The organism is Mesorhizobium sp. WSM3864, assembly GCF_002294955.1.
Lineage (GTDB): Bacteria > Pseudomonadota > Alphaproteobacteria > Rhizobiales > Rhizobiaceae > Mesorhizobium.
This window is the reverse complement of the sequence record NZ_NSGD01000019.1, coordinates 18,497-38,483: the sequence shown is the minus strand read 5'-3', so window position 1 is coordinate 38,483 and position 19,987 is coordinate 18,497. Positions and strand designations below refer to the sequence as shown.

The window sequence follows — 19,987 nt, the reverse complement described above, 5'->3', positions numbered from 1 at the left end:
TGCGCCTTGCCCAACGCCTTGAATATACTCGCAATGGCATGGACATCGGCCTGCTGCAGCCGATCCTCGGCATATTGGAGGTAGTGCGCCAACTGATGCAGCCGGTCCTTCAGCAAGGCGGGTTCGGCGATCTCGCCGGCGGTCTCTCCCTCCTCGATACCCCGCGACAGCCCGTTGGCGATCCTGACTAGCGCAGGCGTGCTGAAAGTACTGAAGCGACGGCCCTTGGAGCCGAGCTCGCCGGCGATGGCAACGATCGCCTTACGTGCTTTTTCTTCTTCCGGCCACTTGCTGAAACCGTTCACCAGATTGGCGAATTCTTGATTCGAGAATCCGTCGAGATTGCCGTCGCGGGCAACCACCACGCCGCCGATGGCAACCGTCGCTTCACGCGTCTTCTGCTGGTCCGGCCATCTGCTGAAGCCGTTCACCAAATCGGCCAACTCTGGATCCGAAAATCCGTCGAGATTGCCGTCGCGGGCAACCACCGCGCTGGCGATGGCAAGCGTCGCTTCGCGCGTCTTCTGCTGGTCCGGCCATTTGCTGAAGCCTTTAACAAAATCGGCCAACTCTGAATCCGAATATCCGTCGAGATTGCCGTCGCGGGCAACCACGGCGCCGGCGATAGCAAGCGTCGCTTCGCGCGTCTGGTCCGACATTGCGTCGGAGATCTGGCGCGGGCCTCCTTCGGTATCAGGGCGCCCTGCTTGTCCGACCAACTCTCGGTTGCTGCCCATATTCCCTCTCCGATTCAGCAAAATGCATCGCCTAAGCCTGTCAACAACAGGGCATCACTTAGTTTGGTGCGGTCACGCGAGCCTGTAACGGCGTGCTTGAAAGCCGCAGCATTCACGCAACGCCTCGACAACGCCGGAAGCTTCGTCGCCACGCGATCGCTCCGCCATCAGGCTGAAGCTCAAATGCCTGAGCCCTGTACAAAACGCCGATCCGGGACGAATCTACGGTTTTTCAATGCGGTACAGATTGAGCGATATGATCAGGCAGCGTTCGAAATCCAGTTCAGAAGAGCTGCCTTCGGTTTGGCGCCGACCGAGAAATCGGCCACTTCGCCGCCCTTGAAGATCGCGAGCGTCGGAATGGAGCGCACGCCCAATTGAGCGGCGAGTTCCGGGTATTCATCAATGTTGAGCTTGGCGACCTTGATCTTGCTTTCCATCTCGACGGAGATTTCCTCGAGGCTCGGAGCAATCATCTTGCAGGAATCGCACCATTCGGCCCAGAAATCGACGACGACGGGTGCTGCGGATTCCAGGACTTCCGACTGGAAGTTATTGATATCGACTTTCACGGTAGCCATGACTGCTCCTTTGACCGAAGAAGATGTTTGAACCACATGTGACGGTGCGGTTCAGAATTTTCAATTATCAACCCGACGCTCTTGGGGACTTACGGAGCGCAGGGCCTCGCCTTCTTCCGGCTTCAGCACCAAGCCTTTGCGAACGTATGATCTTCGACCTCGCGCCCCCGCCGTTGCTTTACTGCCTTCTCGTCGGCCGGTTCAGTTTGTTGCGCTTCCTCTAACGGAGTTTGATGTTCGGGCTTTATGTTGGACTCGACACTGATCCTCCTGATCGGCATGATCGAGATATTTCTCGCCGTCAGGAGAGCAATGGGGTGAGGTGAGAAAGTATCCGCCTGATTAGCGGCAAAGTACCCGCGGTTGCTTGTGCTCTCGATCTCTTCTCCCTTCTGCTCCCACTGCAATGGCGTAGCGGATGCGGCGACTTGCTGAGTAATCGGCGTTGGCTCGGGCATTCATCCGGTCTGGCTTCGAAGATTCGCCTTAGTAGGCGGTCTGAATAGTATTTCACCTTGGACATTCCCAGCGGTGGCAGTCCCTTGATGAGGACGATCTCGCTGTTCTCATCGATCCGGCGGACCTGCTCAGGCCGCATCAGGTTGGCTCCCTGATCCGATAGCTGGATTGGTCTCGAACATTCGGCTTAGCTTGAATGAGGTCGATTTGGGGCACCAAAAGTCTAGTCGCCGATTTCCTTGGAAGATAGATCGGCGTCTCCTCATCGGCGGTGGCCATGAAGACCTCGATCCCGGTGTTGCAGAGGAAAGTCTCTCTCCCCGACTGCTCGTACAGGCCGGTTAGAGCCGCGAGGCTATGTACCACAAACATGAACCGGCCCTGGTAGGTAGCGATTGTGGCGACGGCCGTCTACACTGACTCCCGCCTGCCGAGATGCTTAAACTCGTCGAGTACAAACAAGCCCTCAAAGAGTTCACCGTCGGTTGGCATAGAATTGGGAGATCCGGCGCCTTATTCCTTTCTTGGTTGGCCCTCTGCCAGAGTTTGAGCAAGGGACGTGAATGAAACTTTCAAATACAACGACACTATGTTGATATAGTGTGGGATCCACTGACCGCCATCGAAAGGTGATCGTTCGAAGGAAGTCTGGCGGCGTCGGAGCGTCGATTTGCGTTGAGTCGAAACGTTGACAATCGCCCAGCGAAGCATCGACTTCGTCGGCAGAAATCCCCCTGATTCTCGACATCGGACATATCATCATCGGCCATGTAAGCGCTCCTTCAATGGATACCCAGCTGCAATTTGTTTTCGTTTGTGTTTCATCTCGAGGACTTAACAGCTCTTAGGGCTATAAGCCGACGTTCACGAGATTCCAGAAACAGAATCGGATCGTCCATCGGTTCATAGTCGTCTGCATTAATGTCCAAAGCGCACTCAGTTCACATGATAGCCGAACGCTGTCTCCACTTTGACTGGGCCCCAAGTGAGATGATGTTAGTTTTCCGAGCCGTGAATGGACCTCCGTTCAATATCGAATGCGCCGATTGGTGTGTGTCCTTTAATGAAGATCCAAAATTCTGAAGCGTCAACTCGAAACGGGTTACACTCGTAATGTGGATAGATCGGACATGCTGGACCTGGCTCTATGCCTGCGCATGCTTATCGGGCTTGTGCCGAAGCAGAACTCTAGCGGGCGAAGGAGAAGCTCGGCAGCATTTCCAAGGCCGGCAATTGCTATTTGCGACAGCTACTCGTGATCGGCGCAATGGGGGGTCATCCGCTACGCCGAACGGAACGGGACCAGGTGGCCCATGGCTCGTGCAGTTGATGGCGCGGCGAACAGCCAAGGTTGCAGCGGTCGTGTTGGCCAACAAGACCGCCCGGATGGTCTGGGCATCGATGACAAGCGGCGAGCGCTACTGGGAGCCGGTCATCAGATAGAACGAGACAAGGCGAGCGATCGCCGAACCAATTTGCCGGCGCAGAGGGTCAGACGGTACGATGACCAACAGCCGCGGAATCTGTTCAGAAACCAATTCGCCGCAGAACAACCATCTCGCCGAGCCGCGTATGACGACGGTCGCATCAAACCTCCTTTATTCGACCTTGCGGGAGCGGATTGTCGAGCATGTCTTCGTTGGGGACGCTCTCCGCGAGCTATGGCGGCTTGGCGTTTATGACCTCGAAGTCCTCCGATCGGAATTCGATGCCCACGGCTACGACCTAGTGATGGCCCGAGGGAAGATCGTTCGCCACATTCAGTTCAAGACCGGAACGCAGAAGAAACCCGGCACCGTATCCTTGTCCCGGTCTTTGGCAGAAAAGCCCAGCGGATGCGCCATTTGGATCCGGCTCAATCCTGACTTGGGCATGGGCCCGTCCTTCTGGTTTGGTGCTGCACCGGGGCAGCGGCTCGCCGCGCTTGACGGTTATCCCAACTCGCGGCGCGTGACGCCCAACAAGACCGGTGTTCGACCGATCCGCAAGAACCATCATGAAGTGCCGGGCGCAGCGTTCGTACCGCGAAGCACCCTGAGGGAAATTCTGGCAGATCTGTTCGGCCATCTCCCGCCGACGTTGGTAGTTGAGGACTCCGAATGAGTTCGGCTCCTCAGGCGACGGCTTGGGCGCCGTGCCGCCCTTGTTGATCACTTGGGACAATTTTTTCCGGATTTATGACCCAAGGCGACCTAATCTCCATGGGAGGCATCAGTGCGGACGGCATTACGATCGAAAACCATGATGGCTTCAGGTGGACCGGCCATGAGTTCGTGGACGACGTGCGCTACGCGAAGGCATGGCACGCAGCAAAGGACGCGACAAGAAGGTGGAGAGCGGAAGTTTTGGATTTATATGGGAAGTAGCCAAGTAGATCTGCAAATACGAGCTTGGCAAGCGATTGGGGATTCCTCTGTCAGAGCCGGGGTCCAGCAGCACATTACCCTTCGGCGGAAAAGGCAATCATGAGCGACGTGCCACGCCACGATAGGCTAGCCGCGACGGTTCGCATTTCGTTGACGACCGCCCGTCGTCCGACGAGGAGGACCGCCAGAGCCGACCAGTGCACATGACCTGCGCCAAGGCGCGCGCAGCATTCGGATCCGTCCTGTTAGGGGTCGTCTCCAAAGCCTGGCCAGTCGGGTATCTATGCAAATCGCCGGCAATCCTTCAGCGCAAATACCTGCGTCCCAAGTCAATTGTTGCAATGGAGCCAATCGATGTGTCCTGAATCCATCATTGGTTCACAATCCTTGTGCTTTGAAGGCAGCTTTTCGCTCTCATCGCTTTGGCGCACAGTGCGAAACGATTAAAAATCAACCACCTATCTGGGGGTGTCATAAGTCGGCACGTCGCTTGCATGACGAGGTCAAATGCCAAATTGAGCGAGGCCAGAATGTCGCGTCAAATGAAGTTTGTAGCGTATCTCATGGCGGGGCCAACTTGTCATCATCATGGGATGTGGCGCCACCCGCAAACAGAGAACAGGTTTCTCGACCCGGCGTTCTGGGAGACGCTGGCGCGAACGCTCGAGGCGGGGAGATTTGACGCGCTCTTCTTCGCCGATGCTCTGAGTTTTTATAATGAAACTATTATGGCACGGGGCGGGCAGATGTCGCTGCTTGATCCTGTCCCGCTCGCCGCAATGATGGCGCGGGCGACGTCGCGCATTGGACTCGGTGTGACGATATCGACGAGTTTCCAACAGCCCTATGCGATAGCCCGCGTGCTTTCCTCGCTCGATGCGCTGACGGCCGGCCGCATCGCCTGGAACATCGTGACTTCCGCTCTCGATCAGGAGGCGCAGTTTTTTGGCGAAGAGAAGCTCCTGCCGCGCAGTGAACGCTACGACCGCGCCGAGGAGGTCCTGAAAGTCTGTCTTGACTTGTGGACGGGGTGGGCCGACGGCGCGCTCGTCTGCGACAAGAAGAGCGGCCACTTCATCGATAAGGCGAAGATGCGCCACACCGAGATCGCGGGACAACACGTCGGGGCAAGGGGCATGTTCACCGTCCCGCCCAGCCCCCAGCGACATCCGGTCATCATGCAGGCCGGTTCGTCACCTCGCGGCCGCGATTTCGCCGCCAGCCACGCCGAGCTTGTCTTTACGCTTCAGCATTCGTTGCCAGACATGCAGAAATTCTATGTCGAGATGAAAGGTCGGGTCGACAAGGCTGGGCGGAATCCTGACGATTGCGCCATCCTGGTGTCGGTGGACCCGGTCGTGGGCGAAACACAATCGATTGCCCGCGAGAAGCAGGCTTACATCAATGACTTGGTCGACCCTCGCCTCGCCATCCCCTTCATGTCGGCCCATACCGGACTCGATTTGTCGCAATACCCGATAGACAAGCCAATCAACGACATTCCGGCAGAAGCCGGTTCTCGCGGCTCCTTTGATGTCATTCTTCAAGCCACAAAGGCCAGTAATCTCACGCTCGGCGAAGCGGCCAAACACTTTGCCATAAGCGAACTTTGCCCTCAAGTTGTAGGCACACCCGAGAGCGTGGCCGACGAGCTTCAGGGATTCTTCGAAAACGAGGGCTGCGATGGCTTCATCGTGACGCCCACCGAAATGCCAGGCTCCTTCGAGGCCTTCACGCGATCGGTGGTCCCGATCCTCCAGAAGCGCGGCTTATTCCGCAAGGAGTATCCGGGGTCGACCCTGAGGGAAACGATCAAAGCGTAAGCGATGAGGCATAATTCTACCTCCAAGCAGGATCGCAAATGAGTTCGAATACCCTTTCACACCTCCGGTTGTTTCAGCCACTCTTCTCGCCTTCGCGAGGCTCTACGCCTAGTGGCCAGGGTGGCCAGTGGCGCAGTCACATTGATGTCTTAGGCTGCTTTGCCCAGCGCAGAGGGTTAGCCGTGTATTTGAGCTAGCCATTTTGTGCAGCGGCGGTGGCAATCGATAAATCGTGATCGCCTGGCTATAGGATAAGCCTAGTTTACTCGCAGGCCCCCCGTTCGAAGCCAAGTCACCAAGAGACAAATGCCGTTGACTCTTCATAGCGAAAGCGGTTGCCGAAACTCGACACTTGGCGATGGCCTAACCTCGCCTGAACGACAAGTAAGAGTTGTCGGCCAGAACGATTGCGCTGGCGCAACGGAGGCAATATGCAGAACTTACTAACGCGCATGGCCGCCAAGATAGTTCGAATCGATGATAACCAACAGTCTTCCGAACGAATTTGTATTGACTATCAGCTTGAGGCTGACCTCAATGGCAAGATAGTTCAACGTCTTCCAGAAGATGACGTCTATACTGAGCTCTACGGACTCGTCGGCCACCCAGATTCAATATTTCCAGGCGGTGATGGTTTTACAAAAAAGACCACAGGACTGGGGCGCGGCCTCCCCTGGAGCGACACGACAGACACCGACAGTAACGCCCGGATAACGGCGAAGGATATCCCGACAGTTCTCGACGGCGTTGGGGATTGCGTGAAGGTACTCTCACTTGACTGTTTCGACACGTTGCTATGGCGCAAAACAGCGACACCCAAGGACGTTTTTGCCGTGCTGGCCGCCAATCCAATCGCGCGAAGGTTAGGGGTAACTGTTCACCAACGAATTAGCGCCGCGGCGCGTGCACGCCGAGCGAACCTATTAGACAACGGATCCAGCGAAATTGATTTAGGTGACATCTATCGGTCCTTTACGTCGCTCTCCAGTGAGGACCGGGAGCTATTGGTCGAGGCAGAAATCCAGACCGAAATGAGAGTTTGCTTTGCATTCTCACCGTATGTAGAACTGATCAGGCTAGCGCGCACCCGTGGTATGAAGATAATTGTTGTGAGCGACACGTATTTGCGCGAATACGACTTAAGACGTCTTTTGGCTCGGCATTTGCCCGCGGACGTCATGCAGTCAATCAGCAAGATTTACTGCTCTGTTGATTATGGGACGCCAAAAAGCGAGTCCCTTTTTCAGGCCGTAATCAACGAGGCTGGGGTGCCTGCCTCGGAACTGCTTCACATTGGAGACAATGATGTAGCAGACGTGCAAGCACCGCGGAAATTGGGCGTACGAGCGTTGCACTTCGTGCCCTTTGATCGTGATGTCGCTGAATTGTTGCGCCTTCAGCGCGCAGCATCATCGTTAATTGTCCTCGAGCAGGCAGCGCCGTCGGCAATCATTCTCCCATGCTATAGCCCATTCCGCCCGGTTTTTTCTTTAGCACACCTCCGTCAGTGCACGCCCGAGACACTGATAGGCTACATGTCATTTGGCCCGGCGCTATACGCCTATGCTCGCTTTCTTATGGACGAAGTTGATGCCTTACAACAACAAGGCAGACGAGTAAAGGTCTTCTTCTTGCTGCGTGATGCTTACCTCCTTTCAGCCGCATGCGAAGTCTATGCGCGCAAGCCCATCGGAAAGCTCGCACGAATCCGGAAATTCCATGCTATTGCCGCTTCTTTCAAAACCCGCGCCGATATCGACTATTACATCAGCGCGATCGAGCCCGAATGCGACAGCCTTCACGCCATCGCAAAACAGCTTTTGCTTCCGCCTGAACTCACGGAATTGTTAATACAGGTCGCCCGTCAATCTCGCGATCCAAAAACCGCGTTCCATCAGCTTCTGCACGACGATGATGTACTAACCTTGGTTTTCAACAACTCGTCCGCTTTGCGCGCTCGCTTGATGCGCTATATATCCACTGAGCTGGGCGTAGAGGACGGTGATACGATTGTCTTGGCCGACGTCGGCTATAACGGCAGAACGCAAGAATATCTGTCTCGCACAGTTGGCGGCGGACTCTTGGACGTAGATATACTTGGGCGTTACGTGTACGCGTCGGATGAACCGTATAGGGCTTCCGATAGCAAGGCACTTATAGCATCAACCTGGGACAACACGACTATATTCGAGCAATGCTGTACCCTCAAGGAGGGTGCGGTCGTTGACTATGAATTGGACGGGAGGCCAATTATTGCGGACATTGTGCTTAGTGACAACCAGTATGAAAAGGTTGCCAATGTTCAAGCTGAGTGTTTGCGGTTCATTGATGATGCCAGAATGTTCTTTGGCAAGTCTGGTTTGACGCATGATTCTTCTATGTTGCGGAGTGCAGCGCACGCAGCTCTATTCCGCAATGCGTATATGCCCGTTGAAGGGGAGTTGCGATATTTCAAGGATTTCCAGCATGACAAGTTTATGGGACCAGATCGCAAAAAAACGATCTACCATCTGGAAAGTGCTTGGAAGAATGTGAGGTGCCTGCCCTCACCCTATCGGCTGGGCGCATATGAAACGCGTGGCTTGGGCCTTGACTTCACATTCAGCGGCTTAGTGCAAAGAAGGTTTCAACTTGACCTAGGCCCAGACGATATGAATGTACGGTTTTCACCTCTGATGATTTCGGTTGGGAGCATACACGAGCCCAAATGCTTCTTGCTTCGAGCACGTCATCTGCATGACGGATTTTACTCTGTTATGCTGCCGTATGTAAGTGGCGCCAGTGTGAAAATGTTTTTTGGCGAGAACTACGAATGGTTGCAGGTCGCAGATATCCAGCTCTTTAATAAAGCAAGAAGCGTGTGCAGGAATCCATCCAATTATCTAGATTTGGAAGAAATCAACCGAGAGGGAGAGATTTACCAGTGCCTGTCACAGGCGAGTGCGGCGACAATACGTCCAAGAGAGTTGGGTCAGCTTAATTCACCGCATTACTATAACGTGATATTTCGCCCGTTGGTTTCAAGGGCATCTGACTCCGCTGCGGAAGCCAGGCGCGGCGCAATAGAGGGGGAAGATTCCTGCTGGTCGCGCTACGGCGAGTCACTGGCTCGCGGGAATTTCGAAGGATAGCAAGTACGCCGGCGGCGACGATTGACCTGGCGGACTGTTCAGCTCCTATGAGGAGTAGATCGCGTCCGGCGCGGGGTTGTCAGGTTGTTTGAAATGTAGCCGCATGATGCCGCCGATCCTGCGCTTTTCAGGCAGGCTTTGCACTCACGGCTCCTACGCGGCCATGGTCCGATGGTCTGGCATGGAACGAAGGGATCGCGGAGGAAGTCGACAAGAAATGATGTAATTGGGGTGACCGAGAGGAAGCCTGTCGCGTTCGCCCCCGCTTCTGGGAGCGTAGATGAGAATTCTCCGCCCGTTGTTCAAGCCTTTATGCGAGCGGTGTCCAAGTGCGGCATGATCTGGCTGAGTCATTCAGTAAGTCCCGGACTCCGTTGGAGTGGGCCCCAGCTTCACACCCGCAGAGAGACGAGACAGAGAGAGAGAGAGAGAGAGAGAGAGAGAAAGGATCTCCGCCCCAGACGTACCTTCGGCCTGCCTGATGTTACCTGCACGGTCTCGACCGCTTCAATGCCATGTCTGTTTCAATAGTAAGCTTGGATTATTAAATGTGGATTCCAGACCTGTCTAATTCAGTCGGCCCGCGATACAAGGCAATCATCGACGCGGTTGACGGAGCCATTGCTTCGAAATCGCTACAGCCGGGTGATCGCTTGCCCACCCAGCGCCAACTCGCCGAAAAGCTTGGCGTCAGCGTACAGACCGTAGCTCGCGCTTACGCCGAGGCGGAACGCAAAGGACTACTCTCGGGCGAAGTGGGTCGAGGAACGTTTGTTCAGTATTTCAGGCCGGAACGCCGTGCGCGGTATGTCGCCGATAGCGAAGAGCCGAACATACGAGACTTCTCAAACATCGTGCCGGTGCTCTCCGAAACCCATATCGAGGAACTCAGGGAGGCGATGGTCGCGTCAGCCAAAGACGGCGCCATCCAGCGCATGCTCGAGTATCGGCCGAGCCAGGGCATAGTGCAGCATCGCGAAGCTGGCGCCGCTTGGCTTGAGCGCAATGGGGTTCAGGGCAGTGCCGACGGCCTCATCGTAACGAACGGCGCTGCTCACGCGATCTGGACTGCAATGGCCAGCATAACCGAGCCTGGTGATGTGGTCGCCACCGAAGCGCTGGTGGACACGTCTATCACCATTAATGCCTCAATCCTCAAGATCAGGCTCCGCGGCCTAGCTATCGATCAGAGCGGCATTATACCGGAATCCTTTGAAGAAGCCTGTGGGCAAGAAAGCATCAAGGTTTTGTGCGTTACCCCCTGCTACAGTGTTCCCACAGTCTCCTTCATGGAAGAGGCGCGTCGCGAGCGGATTGCCGAAATTGCGCGGCGGCATGATGTAGCGATCATCGAGGATGACGTCTTCGGTCCGCTAATCCCCAACCGACCAAAGCCCATGTTGTGTTTCGCTCCCGAACGCACGTACTACGCGACGAGCTTTACGAAGTGCGTAATGCCTGCTTTACGGACAGGATTTCTTGCGGGCCCCATTCCGGCAATACCTCGTCTAATTTCACGCGCTCGAGCCACCGGATGCAGTGCAAACACCTGGACCGCTGATGTTGCTGCCCGCTGGCTCCAGGACGGCACGATTGATCGACTGGTCGAATGGCAGCGACATAAACTCAAGACAAGATACGAGATACTGAACCACATACTAGGGGCATTTAGGTGTGAAGCGGAGCCATACGCGATGCATGCTTGGCTGACCTTGCCTGAACACTGGCGATCGACCCATTTTGTGGATCATGCGCGTTCTCTAGGGCTCCTTGTCAGCCCTCCGGATCCATTCATCATCGGACGAGCAGTCGAACCCCATGCAGTGCGGTTGGCACTTGGTGACACAAATAGAAACGACCAGAACTTCAAAGAGGGCCTTGAACGAATTGCGGCCCTCCTGCAAGAACATCCCGATCCAATGGGTACTTCGTACTGATCCAGTCGACTCCATCGCGCAAAGAAATTGTGGGAACACCGGAGAGGGCGTGGTTGGACGATCGAGGCGCTAAGCGGGATGACCGTGAGTGAAGGATCGGCGGACTCGATGGTTAGCCCCCGAAGTCCACGAGGTCGCAATCTTGTTGTCAGAGCGGCGGCCCTCCCCGTCGTCAATGCCGTTCGCAAGTAGATTCCGCCACCACTCCCATCGTAATCCTACCCCTCGCCCTTTCCGAGAAAATGCTGCGTAACCGACACCTACTGTCAAGTCTGTCTAATTCGCGACACACAGTTTTTTGCCTAGGTGCCCCCCCCTGCACTGCGGGTCAAGTCAGCAACACAATTGACAAAGCAATTTCTAGGCGCCTCGACGTAGCTGGCACGACCTTTGCTAACTCCTCTTCGTGAAACGCGACGCGAGGCGGCATTGATGTTCGCCCGGAGGTACAAATTGGTTAGTGATAGCCAGAGGTTCTCATTGCCTCCCACCGTCCTATTGTCAGGAGTGACATTCCGAGAGCCCACCGATATTCATGCGGCCGACGTATGGGAACTGATCGGGAAGTGCCCGCCCCTGGACCGCAACTCGGTCTACTGCGAGCTCCTGCTCTGCACTGATTTCGCTGACACCTGTGTTCTCGCGGTGCGCGATGGTGAGGTCGTTGGCTGGCTAGCGACGTATCGGCGGCCGAGCGAGCATTCGACGCTCTTCATTTGGCAAATTGCCGTGCATCCTGAGGCGCGCGGTATGGGGGTTGGGAAAGGGTTGATTATCTCAGCTCTGAACAGGCGATCTTGCGACGGCGTGACCCACATCAACGCCACGGTGACTCTCAGCAACACTGCGAGCCAGTTGCTCTTCGCGGGTGTGGCTCGGGATATGCGCGCGCCAATCCGACAGGCTATACGCTTCGATCGCGATATCCATTTTAAGGGACAGCATGAGAGCGAGTACACGATAGCCATCGGCCCCATCGCACCCTCCTAGAAGCGCTGCAGGCATGCTCGCCAGGCCCCGGAGCTCGTAGCAAAGAAGGGAGTCAAGCAATGACTAACCGAAGCAGGCCGTACGGCGGGGACGAATTCGCGACCTTCCGCCATCTCGAGTCCGAAGTGCGCAGCTACGCTCGTCGCGCTCCTGCTGTTTTCACGACAGCGCGGGGCGCCCAGTTGTTTGCGCGCGATGGAACCGTCTATCTCGATTTTCTGATGGGGTGCTCAAGTCTAAACCACGGTCATAGTCCCCCCGAGCTCAAGAGCGCGCTCGTAGAATACATCGCCCGAGACGGCATCACGCACAGCCTCGATTTGTATAGTGAAGCCAACGAGTCTTTTTTACGGGAATTGAACGAGACGATTTTCAGAGCGCGACAACTCGACTACGTCGTTCAGTTTCCCGGTCCAACCGGCGCTAACGCGGTCGAGGCTGCCCTCAAGTTAGCGCGCAAGATAACTGGTCGGTCCAACATCGTAGCGTTCACCGATGGCTTTCATGGTGTGAGCCTCGGCGCTCTCTCGTGCACCGGCAGTAGATACCACCGCGCAGCCGCCGGCCGGTTGCTCGGCGGCGTCTCGCGATTACCACATGACGGCTATCTTGGGTCAAGTGTAGACACCGCCGACTATCTTGATCACCTGCTTTCGGATCCCTCCAGGGGTGTGGACGCGCCGGCTGCGGTGATCGTTCGAGACAGTTCAGGGCGACGGCGGCCTGAATGTCGCAGGCCCGGGGTGGCTGCAAAAGCTGGCGGCCGTTGCGCGCAGACATGGAGCTCTGCTCGTCGTCGTCGAAATTCAGGCGGGGGTTGGCCGGACCGATGCATTCTTCAGCTTCGAAGCATCTGGGCTCCGTCCAGACATCGTCACAATGGCCAAATCGATATCCGGCTATGGCCTGCCTATGGCCCTCGTTCTCAAGATCGACAACTCGACAAGTGGGAGCCCGGAGAGCACAACGGCACGTTCCGCGGCAACTGCGATGCTTTCGTCACGGCACGCGCAGCTCTCGAGCACTTCTGGCACACGGATAGCTTTGCAGCGTCTGTCAAGGAGAAAGGCAATTTGCTGAAAAGCCGCCTTGATCAGATCACGCAGAAATACGACCCGAGCCGAGTGTCAGCCAAAGGTCGTGGCGTGATGCGGGGCATAGATCTGAAGTCCGGCGAGATTGCCGGTCAAGTCAGCACCGCCTTCCAGAGGGGTCTGATTGTCGAGACCGCTGGTCCCAACGACGAGGTCGTAAAGTGTCAGCCACCTCTGGTCATCGCCGAGGATCAGCTTAACCAAGGCCTCGACATCCTGGAGCATACAATCGAAAGCGTGATCGGCAGCACAGTCAGCACGGCGAGTAGGAGATAAGTCATGATTGTAAGAGATTTCAATGAGGAGCAAAAGACGGCCAGGCGGGTCCAGACGGCGAGCTGGGAAAGCGTGCGACTGCTCCTCAAGAATGATGCGATGGGCTTCTCCTTTCACATCACCACGATCCATAAGGGCGCCCGGCTCAAGATGCACTATCGGAACCACTTTGAGGCAGTTTACTGCATCTCAGGAACGGGTTTTATCGAGAATTCACAGGTGGATGAGGTCCATGTCGTTCGACCGGGGATCATCTACGCGCTTGATAAACATGATGCTCACCTGCTGTGTGCAGAGACCGAACTGGTGCTAGCCTGCGTCTTCGTCCCTCCCTTGGCAGGCAGCGAGGTCCATGATGAGACCGGCGCGTATCCGCTCGACTCGGAGGCGATCTGATGACGCCTCAGAGAAGGTCAATGAGCGTCGACATCGGAGGGCATTCGAGGATTGGCTCCTCCGCCTCTCTTCCCCGCGCTCGTCTGTCTATCGGAACAATACTCCCCAAATGTGCCGTGGGAGCCTTCCCCATTTTGCGCCGTTGCCGGTTCTGCAGGGCGCGAGCACCGTGCACCTCAGCAGACAGGAAAGTGCGACGTTGAGTAGATGCGATCTGGCGTTTCGGAGGACCTTCCTACGACGGGGTAGCGCTGCGAGTGACGTCAGAAGGAGAAGGGGACGTGAGCGCGCATGCAAGACCTCTTGCGGCGCAATACTGGCTGAGGATGCGGGTGACCAACTGTCCAACCCACTTCGCTGAAAGGCTAAAGATAAAACCTCTTCTCCCCACATTTGTCTCCGCGGGAGGCGATCTTCGTGGACAGACGGGCTGCGGCAGCTTCGGTGATAGTTTACAGCCTGTGGAGAAGCGGTTCAGGCTCCTCTCTTAGCATAGCGCATATTGTCTCAAGGCCACGCCTCAATTCATCTGGGCGCGTTGATCCTACAGAGATGCGGATTGCAGGAGGCTGCGCGTGTTGCGATAACGTAAATGCGCTGCCGCGTGCGACACCCACTCCCCGGAGACGAGCATTGGCGACGAACCCATCTTCAGTGTGACCTTTTGGCATCGGGAGCCAGATGTGAAGACTTTGCTGGTGGGAAAGATAGGGAACGCCGCCCAAAAGTTCAGCGGCTAGTTTGTGCCGCTCCGCCAACGCTTTCCGCTGCCAGTCGATAAGGTCTTTTGCAGTGCCGTCTTCAATCCAACGGCTGGCAATCTCGGCTATGAGTGGTGTAGCCATCCAGGTCGTTACGAGGGACCGATTTGTGACTGCAGGAATCAAGCTACTCGGAACGACCACATAGCCAGTTCGCAAACCCGGCATAAGGGATTTTGTCAAAGAGGTAATGTAGAATGTCTGTTCGGGAGCGAGTTCAACAAAGGACGTCAGGCCGCGATCGACCAGCGCACCGAGAGGATCATTTTCAACAATAAATAACCCATGGCGCCGCGCGATTTCAGCGATTTCCGCCCGCCGCCCGTTGCTCATAATACTGACAGTTGGGCTGATGGGCCCAGGCATGATGAACAGAGCGCGCGCCTTGTGCTCCAAGCAAGCCTGCTCCAACGAATCCGGACAAATGCCCTCCGAATCTATTTTTACCGCATGGAGCTTCGAGCCGAGGTACGCGGCGAGCGGGCTTAGCGTGTGGTGGCCTATTTCCTCGGATAGCAGAGTTGACCCCGGGCTTAGAACGGACATCAACGCAAGTGTCATGCCGGGCGTTGCACCATTCGTGACCACCAAGTTGCGTTCGTCGACTTCGATGCCATACGATCGCAACCAGTCGACGCCCATGCTGCGATGGCGGGCCAATGCATTATTTGGCCGGAATGAGAAGAAATTCGTATGGGGAAGATCCACCGCGAGGTCCCGGAGCACCCTACTCATATGCTGAAGATGGGTTGAACCACTCACCGGCTTCAAAATCGAAAGGTCAATCGATGTTTCGGAGCGTTCAGGGGAGTGAGGATAGGCTGGTTTATCGAGTGAGAATTTGACGAAACTTCCACGACCGACTGTGCTTGTGACCAAGCCCCGTCTAGCTAATTCGTCATATGCCCGGCTAACGGTCTGGGCTGAAATCTTCAAGCGGAACGATAACTCGCGGTGCGTCGGCAAGCGCGCACCCTCCGTCAATTTGCCAGCTTGGAGAGCCTCGATGACCCTTTCTGCTAAAGAAAGATAGATGGGACGTTCGAGCGAACTCGGATCAGGAAGCCACACATCCATATTGCACGATCCTCTTAGGGTACGGGAGAAGCCCTAACAAACTCAATGAATTGCGCTATCCGATGTATCACTGAAGTTCCCTAAATGAAGCGGCCGGTCGCACGATGGCGACCAGCCGTTCTTGTCATCAATACCTTTCGGAAAAAGCTGCAAGGTTCTTCAATATCCTAAGTCGAGATCGATTTTCCAAGTAAGAGGCTTGTCGCTCTGGAACTCAAGCAAGCTTTCCACAGAGCGCGCTATGTTGCGCTCGAGAACGTCATCGGCATTAGCTCCCTGATCACCCGTACCGATGACATTCGGCATCCTCTGGATCCCCGTTCGCGAGGGCACCGGAAAATGATAACTTGCGGGGAAGGCGTTGTTATATGTCCACCAGACGTCAGAACCGTAGCCTGCTATCTTTCCGGTTTTAAGAGCATCATAGAGGGGTCGTTCCTGTATCAGATTGCCACGAGCGATGTTTACGAGGAATGCCCCTGGTTTCATCGCATCTATCTCAGCAGCCCCAAAAAACGAATTCGTTTTGCGGGTGATAGGTGTGGCCAACACAACGTAATCGCTGCTTCCCAGCACCTGCCCCATCTGGTCGACCCCGAAAACCGCGTCCGCCGCACCCGCACCGAGTTCAGGATGGAGGCGAACACCCAAAACTCTCATGTCAAAAGCCTTGGCGCGCTGGGCGATCGCACTTCCAATCTGCCCTAGGCCGATTATTCCCAGTGTTCTGCGATGCAACATCGCTGAGCAGGAATCGCGATCGTAAACTGGCACTGGGAGAGCGTCGACGCAGGCCTGGTGCTTCGTGATCAGACGCTTTGCCAGCCCCAGAATGATCGACATCGCATGTTCGGCAACTGCAATACTGTTGGCGCCTCGCAAATTAGTAACTTGGACGCCCATTGTCTTCAGGCGAGCCAAGTCAAGTTCATCACAGCCGGCGTGCATCCAGCATATCACCTTCAATTTCTTTGCGACGTCCAACGACCCTTCGGGCAAAACATATCCAACGAAGGCGTCTACGTCTCCAAGCGTTTCCACGATCGATTCTAGTGTTAGATCGAAACGAGAAAGATAGGGCTCAGGACGCGGCCTTACGAGAGTAGCGCCGGCAAGCGACCGCTCAAACGTTGACACCTCTTCGTCCGTTGCGTGCCATCCCAATAAAACTTTCATTACCTCTGATCCCTTTTAAACGCTAAGTCGCCTGCTGGTAGCATCAGTTTTGACATGTCTCAATAGCAAACTTGCATCATGTCAATAGGACCTACACCGCCCCACCCCGAAGAACGAGAGGCGCGGCAAGGCATCGCAATCTTCAGTTGTTACTCCTCCGCCAACAAAAGATCACGATTAGCAGGCGATTGAATTGAGGCAATTTCGCGATTGACAGCTTTTTTAAAACGCACGAATAGTGACATTGCCCCACATCGGGCCGTGTCAATGGCTGCAGCCGCGCACCACGTCCAGCCCAGGAGAATAAGAAATTGAAAGTACTAGGGTCGGGTCAGTACCGCTTTGAACGGGTCGAGAGTTGGCCAAACGTCCCAAAATATTTTGAGATGGGGCAACCAAGCGACGTTGCCATCAACTCCTCGGGAGAGATCTTCGTTCTCTCTCGAGGCAAACATCCGGTAACCATCTGGACTCCGGAGGGGGACTTCATTGGGTCGTGGGGCGACGGCATGTTCTCAGCTACACCCCATGGAATATTCATCGGTAAGAACGACAATGTCTGGATAGTGGATTGTGGCGCTCACGTCGCGATGGAGTTCGCACCGCACGGCGAGCTTTTGCGCACACTAGGAAACAAGAATTCAGCATCACCTACTTGCGAGGGGCGCTTAGTCCACGCGCAGCCGTTCAACTTGCCTACGAATCTCGCGATTGCACCCAACGGAGATATCTTCGTTGCGGACGGTTACGGTGGCCACAAGGTCCACCGCTTCAATTCCAAGGGTGAACTGCTGCTGTCTTGGGGGCGTCAAGGGCGCGAACCAGGCCAATTTGAGCTGGTCCACAATGTTTGGATCGATAGCAGGAACAGAGTTCTTGTCTGCGATGACGAGAATGACAGAGTTCAGCTCTTTGATACCGAAGGCAAATATTTGGAAGAATGGACGCTTGGTAATCCTAGCGGTATTTGCATTAGAGATGACATTGTTTACTTCGCTCAACTACAGCCGTTCGAGGACAAGTCAAATGGAAGGGGAAGCGGATCGATCTCGCTATATAACTTGGATGGCGTGCTTCTTAGCAGCTGGGATAATACGGCGGGTGGCAACAAAGACACTCTGATCGGGCCGCACGATCTCTGTGTAGCTGAAAACGGCGACATTTATGTCTGCGAAGTTTACGGCTGGCGTGTATCAAAGTTCCAAAAAGTCCAATAATCGCTCAAAGGTGTAAGTGTTGGCTTTTTAGGAGCCGTTTCGGTGGCGAGTTGAGACCCACTACACTGAGGCAATCTTTTCCCGCTGGAGTACGAATGAGACATTTTTCGCAATCTCTTGATGAGGCGCACAGCAGGCCGGCGCCTATGATCGGGATCAACGGAATCTCGAAGAGTTTTGGCGCCTTCAAGGTGCTCGACGGTTTGTCGATGCAGGTTATGCCCGGCGAGAAGCTGGCGCTGATCGGTCCATCAGGCTCAGGCAAGACGACGATCCTGCGCATCTTGATGACGCTGGAGAAGATCGACGGCGGCCATATCCAGATCGACGGCGAGCAGCTCTATCACATGGAGCGCAACGGCCAATTGCTGCAGGCCGATGAGCGGCATCTGGCCAGGATGCGCCAGAAGATCGGCATGGTCTTCCAGCTCTTCAATCTCTACCCGCACAAATGCGTCATGGACAACGTGACCCTGGCGCCGATGCTGACCAAGGGTGCCGCGCGCGCCGCCGCCGAGAAGCGGGCGATGGAACTGCTCGACATGGTGGGCCTCGCCGACAAGGCGAAAGCGATGCCCGGGCAGCTTTCCGGCGGCCAGAAGCAGCGCGCGGCGATCGCGCGCGCCCTGGCGCTGTCGCCCAAGATCATGCTGTTCGACGAAGTGACCTCGGCGCTCGACCCGGAGCTCGTCGAGGAAGTGCTCAACGTCATGCGCAAGCTCGCGGCCGAGACAGACATGACGATGCTTCTGGTCACCCATGAGATGGGCTTCGCTCACGATTTTGCCGATCGCGTGCTGTTCTTTGACCGCGGCAGGATCGTCGAGGAAGGCAAGCCCGATGAGATTTTTCGCCATCCCAAACAGGAAAGAACGCAGAGCTTCCTGAAGAAGATCATCGCGGCCGGACATAGGGTCTAACCGCGATGCATGGGCGACGCAGTCCATCCCGAGGTAACGAAATATCCTCGACGCTGTGCGCCCAATTCGAGCAACAAAAGAGACAAAGGAGTTGGGAACATGAAGAAACTAGGCATTCTGACCGGCGTCGCCGGCCTCGCGGTCACCACAATGCTGCTTGCCTCCGGCGCGCGGTCGGCGGATGACGCCAAGCTGGATCAGCTCAAGCAACAGGGCTTCGCCCGCGTCGCCATTGCCAACGAGCCCCCCTATACGGCGGTGGCGGCCGACGGCAAGGTTTCGGGAGCGGCGCCCGACGTGGCGCGTGAGATCTTCAAGCGACTCGGCGTCAAGGACGTCGTCGCCTCGATCTCCGAATACGGCGCGATGATCCCCGGGCTGCAAGCTGGCCGCTTCGATGTCGTCACCGCCGGCCTGATGATGAAGCCGGAGCGTTGCGCGGCGGTTGCCTACTCCGAACCCGTGCTTTGCGACGCTGACGCCTTTCTAGTGAAGAAGGGCAACCCAAAACATTTGATGACTTATGAGGATATCGCCAAGAACACATCCGCCACCATCGGTGGACCGGGTGGCGGACTTCAGGCGAAGTACGCTCTAAAAGCCGGCGTGCCAAGTGATCGCTTCATTGTTGTGCCTGACGGTCAGAGCGGCCTGAAGATGGTGCAGGACGGGCGCATCGACGTCTATACGCTCCCGATCCTCTCTATCACTGACCTGGTCAAGAAGGCGAACGATCCCAACCTCGAAGTGATCGCCCCGGTGCAGGGGCTGCCGGTCTCGTGCGACGGCGCCGCTTTCAAGAAAGGCGACGAGGCGTTGCGCGATGCTTTTGATACCGAACTCGCCAATTTGAAGAAGTCAGGCGAATTCGCCAAGATTGTCGAGCCGTACGGGTTCTCCGCCAAGGCGGCTATGTCGACCACGCGCGAGAAACTCTGCGCCTCGGCGCAATAGGACCTTGTCTGACCTCGCAGCGGGAAGAGTCGGCGAACGGGAGGGGTTTCGGACCGCGTCTGTTAACCCCACCGGACGTGCCGCAGCAAGTC

Annotated in this window: 16 protein-coding genes and 4 pseudogenes; 13 read left to right on the top strand and 7 right to left on the bottom strand. The window is 56.0% G+C overall.

Translation table 11 applies throughout. The annotated features are described in order from the left end of the window. The first annotated feature begins 38 nt into the window (after window positions 1-38). A complete protein-coding gene (locus CK215_RS32010) occupies window positions 39-191 on the top strand; it encodes a hypothetical protein (protein WP_245418807.1) in 153 nt (50 codons plus the stop codon). Between the two features lie 129 nt (window positions 192-320). Beyond that, window positions 321-575, top strand: a complete 255-nt coding sequence (locus CK215_RS32005) for a hypothetical protein (RefSeq protein WP_245418806.1) — start codon at window positions 321-323, stop codon at window positions 573-575. Window positions 576-997: 422 nt separating this feature from the next. Here CK215_RS32005 and trxA read toward each other — a convergent pair whose 3' ends face one another. From trxA to CK215_RS32000, 4 genes and pseudogenes are all read right to left on the bottom strand, one after another. After that, window positions 998-1,318, bottom strand: coding sequence for a thioredoxin (gene trxA / locus CK215_RS25835; protein ID WP_095776496.1), 321 nt, complete (start codon window positions 1,316-1,318; stop codon window positions 998-1,000). Window positions 1,319-1,440: 122 nt separating this feature from the next. Further along, entirely contained in the window at window positions 1,441-1,776 is a 336-nt protein-coding gene (locus tag CK215_RS25830) for a hypothetical protein (RefSeq protein WP_095776497.1), read from the bottom strand. A 74-nt stretch (window positions 1,777-1,850) separates the two neighbouring features. Next, a pseudogene (locus CK215_RS32320) lies at window positions 1,851-1,916 on the bottom strand (hypothetical protein); the annotation flags it as partial. Next, complete coding sequence (locus CK215_RS32000) at window positions 1,916-2,149, bottom strand: type IV secretory system conjugative DNA transfer family protein (RefSeq protein WP_095776498.1); 234 nt, start codon at window positions 2,147-2,149, stop codon at window positions 1,916-1,918. The gene CK215_RS32000 and the pseudogene CK215_RS32320, both read right to left, overlap by 1 nt. Before the next feature lie 1,131 nt (window positions 2,150-3,280). On the opposite strand from CK215_RS32000, the gene CK215_RS25820 reads away from it, so the two are divergent. Continuing rightward, window positions 3,281-3,880: a hypothetical protein gene (locus CK215_RS25820; RefSeq protein ID WP_245418805.1), complete on the top strand. Its 600-nt coding sequence runs from the start codon at window positions 3,281-3,283 to the stop codon at window positions 3,878-3,880. 397 nt (window positions 3,881-4,277) lie between these two features. Here the strand turns inward: CK215_RS25820 and CK215_RS31995 are convergent. Beyond that, window positions 4,278-4,446, bottom strand: a pseudogene (locus tag CK215_RS31995) (IS110 family transposase); the annotation flags it as partial. 239 nt (window positions 4,447-4,685) lie between these two features. Here CK215_RS31995 and CK215_RS25810 point away from each other — a divergent pair. The 7 genes and pseudogenes from CK215_RS25810 to CK215_RS25785 all read left to right on the top strand — a co-directional run bounded on the left by CK215_RS25810 (window position 4,686) and on the right by CK215_RS25785 (window position 13,790). Further along, a complete protein-coding gene (locus CK215_RS25810) occupies window positions 4,686-5,966 on the top strand; it encodes an LLM class flavin-dependent oxidoreductase (protein WP_095776501.1) in 1,281 nt (426 codons plus the stop codon). 431 nt (window positions 5,967-6,397) lie between these two features. Further along, window positions 6,398-9,097, top strand: coding sequence for an HAD family hydrolase (locus tag CK215_RS25805; RefSeq protein ID WP_095832571.1), 2,700 nt, complete (start codon window positions 6,398-6,400; stop codon window positions 9,095-9,097). 548 nt (window positions 9,098-9,645) lie between these two features. Beyond that, window positions 9,646-11,034, top strand: a complete 1,389-nt coding sequence (locus tag CK215_RS25800; protein ID WP_095832570.1) for a PLP-dependent aminotransferase family protein — start codon at window positions 9,646-9,648, stop codon at window positions 11,032-11,034. Window positions 11,035-12,083: 1,049 nt separating this feature from the next. Beyond that, window positions 12,084-12,614, top strand: a pseudogene (locus CK215_RS32425) (aminotransferase class III-fold pyridoxal phosphate-dependent enzyme); the annotation flags it as partial. A 133-nt stretch (window positions 12,615-12,747) separates the two neighbouring features. Next, window positions 12,748-12,894: pseudogene (locus CK215_RS32420) on the top strand (aminotransferase class III-fold pyridoxal phosphate-dependent enzyme); the annotation flags it as partial. Further along, entirely contained in the window at window positions 12,858-13,394 is a 537-nt protein-coding gene (locus tag CK215_RS32415) for an aminotransferase class III-fold pyridoxal phosphate-dependent enzyme (RefSeq protein WP_348626610.1), read from the top strand. The pseudogene CK215_RS32420 and the gene CK215_RS32415, both read left to right, overlap by 37 nt. A 3-nt stretch (window positions 13,395-13,397) precedes the next feature. After that, window positions 13,398-13,790, top strand: a complete 393-nt coding sequence (locus CK215_RS25785) for an ectoine synthase (RefSeq protein ID WP_095776505.1) — start codon at window positions 13,398-13,400, stop codon at window positions 13,788-13,790. A gap of 452 nt (window positions 13,791-14,242) precedes the next feature. Here the strand turns inward: CK215_RS25785 and CK215_RS25780 are convergent, their stop codons facing one another. Both CK215_RS25780 and CK215_RS25775 read right to left on the bottom strand, forming a co-directional pair. Beyond that, window positions 14,243-15,628, bottom strand: a complete 1,386-nt coding sequence (locus CK215_RS25780) for a PLP-dependent aminotransferase family protein (RefSeq protein ID WP_095832569.1) — start codon at window positions 15,626-15,628, stop codon at window positions 14,243-14,245. A gap of 159 nt (window positions 15,629-15,787) precedes the next feature. After that, a complete protein-coding gene (locus CK215_RS25775; RefSeq protein WP_095832568.1) occupies window positions 15,788-16,804 on the bottom strand; it encodes a 2-hydroxyacid dehydrogenase in 1,017 nt (338 codons plus the stop codon). 311 nt (window positions 16,805-17,115) lie between these two features. Between CK215_RS25775 and CK215_RS25770 the strand changes: the two genes are divergently transcribed. The 3 genes from CK215_RS25770 to ehuB all read left to right on the top strand — a co-directional run bounded on the left by CK215_RS25770 (window position 17,116) and on the right by ehuB (window position 19,895). Next, window positions 17,116-18,021 carry a peptidyl-alpha-hydroxyglycine alpha-amidating lyase family protein gene (locus tag CK215_RS25770; RefSeq protein WP_141245531.1) on the top strand — a complete coding sequence of 302 codons (906 nt, stop codon included), beginning with the start codon at window positions 17,116-17,118 and terminating at the stop codon, window positions 18,019-18,021. Window positions 18,022-18,167: 146 nt separating this feature from the next. Further along, window positions 18,168-18,941, top strand: a complete 774-nt coding sequence (gene ehuA / locus CK215_RS25765) for an ectoine/hydroxyectoine ABC transporter ATP-binding protein EhuA (RefSeq protein ID WP_170950388.1) — start codon at window positions 18,168-18,170, stop codon at window positions 18,939-18,941. A 99-nt stretch (window positions 18,942-19,040) separates the two neighbouring features. Further along, the gene (gene ehuB, locus CK215_RS25760; protein ID WP_095776510.1) at window positions 19,041-19,895 is read left to right on the top strand and encodes an ectoine/hydroxyectoine ABC transporter substrate-binding protein EhuB; all 855 of its coding nucleotides are present in this window, start codon (window positions 19,041-19,043) and stop codon (window positions 19,893-19,895) included. The last annotated feature ends 92 nt before the right edge of the window (window positions 19,896-19,987 follow it).

Coding starts and splice junctions, on each gene's coding strand:
- ehuA (WP_170950388.1), top strand. CDS start 18,168: ATGATCGGGATCAACGGAATCTCGAAGAGTTTTGGCGCCTTCAAGGTG.
- CK215_RS32010 (WP_245418807.1), top strand. CDS start 39: ATGGACATCGGCCTGCTGCAGCCGATCCTCGGCATATTGGAGGTAGTG.
- ehuB (WP_095776510.1), top strand. CDS start 19,041: ATGAAGAAACTAGGCATTCTGACCGGCGTCGCCGGCCTCGCGGTCACC.
- CK215_RS25775 (WP_095832568.1), bottom strand. CDS start 16,804: ATGAAAGTTTTATTGGGATGGCACGCAACGGACGAAGAGGTGTCAACG.
- CK215_RS25785 (WP_095776505.1), top strand. CDS start 13,398: ATGATTGTAAGAGATTTCAATGAGGAGCAAAAGACGGCCAGGCGGGTC.
- trxA (WP_095776496.1), bottom strand. CDS start 1,318: ATGGCTACCGTGAAAGTCGATATCAATAACTTCCAGTCGGAAGTCCTG.
- CK215_RS25830 (WP_095776497.1), bottom strand. CDS start 1,776: ATGCCCGAGCCAACGCCGATTACTCAGCAAGTCGCCGCATCCGCTACG.
- CK215_RS25820 (WP_245418805.1), top strand. CDS start 3,281: ATGACCAACAGCCGCGGAATCTGTTCAGAAACCAATTCGCCGCAGAAC.
- CK215_RS25780 (WP_095832569.1), bottom strand. CDS start 15,628: ATGGATGTGTGGCTTCCTGATCCGAGTTCGCTCGAACGTCCCATCTAT.
- CK215_RS25800 (WP_095832570.1), top strand. CDS start 9,646: ATGTGGATTCCAGACCTGTCTAATTCAGTCGGCCCGCGATACAAGGCA.
- CK215_RS32000 (WP_095776498.1), bottom strand. CDS start 2,149: ATGTTTGTGGTACATAGCCTCGCGGCTCTAACCGGCCTGTACGAGCAG.
- CK215_RS25810 (WP_095776501.1), top strand. CDS start 4,686: ATGAAGTTTGTAGCGTATCTCATGGCGGGGCCAACTTGTCATCATCAT.
- CK215_RS25805 (WP_095832571.1), top strand. CDS start 6,398: ATGCAGAACTTACTAACGCGCATGGCCGCCAAGATAGTTCGAATCGAT.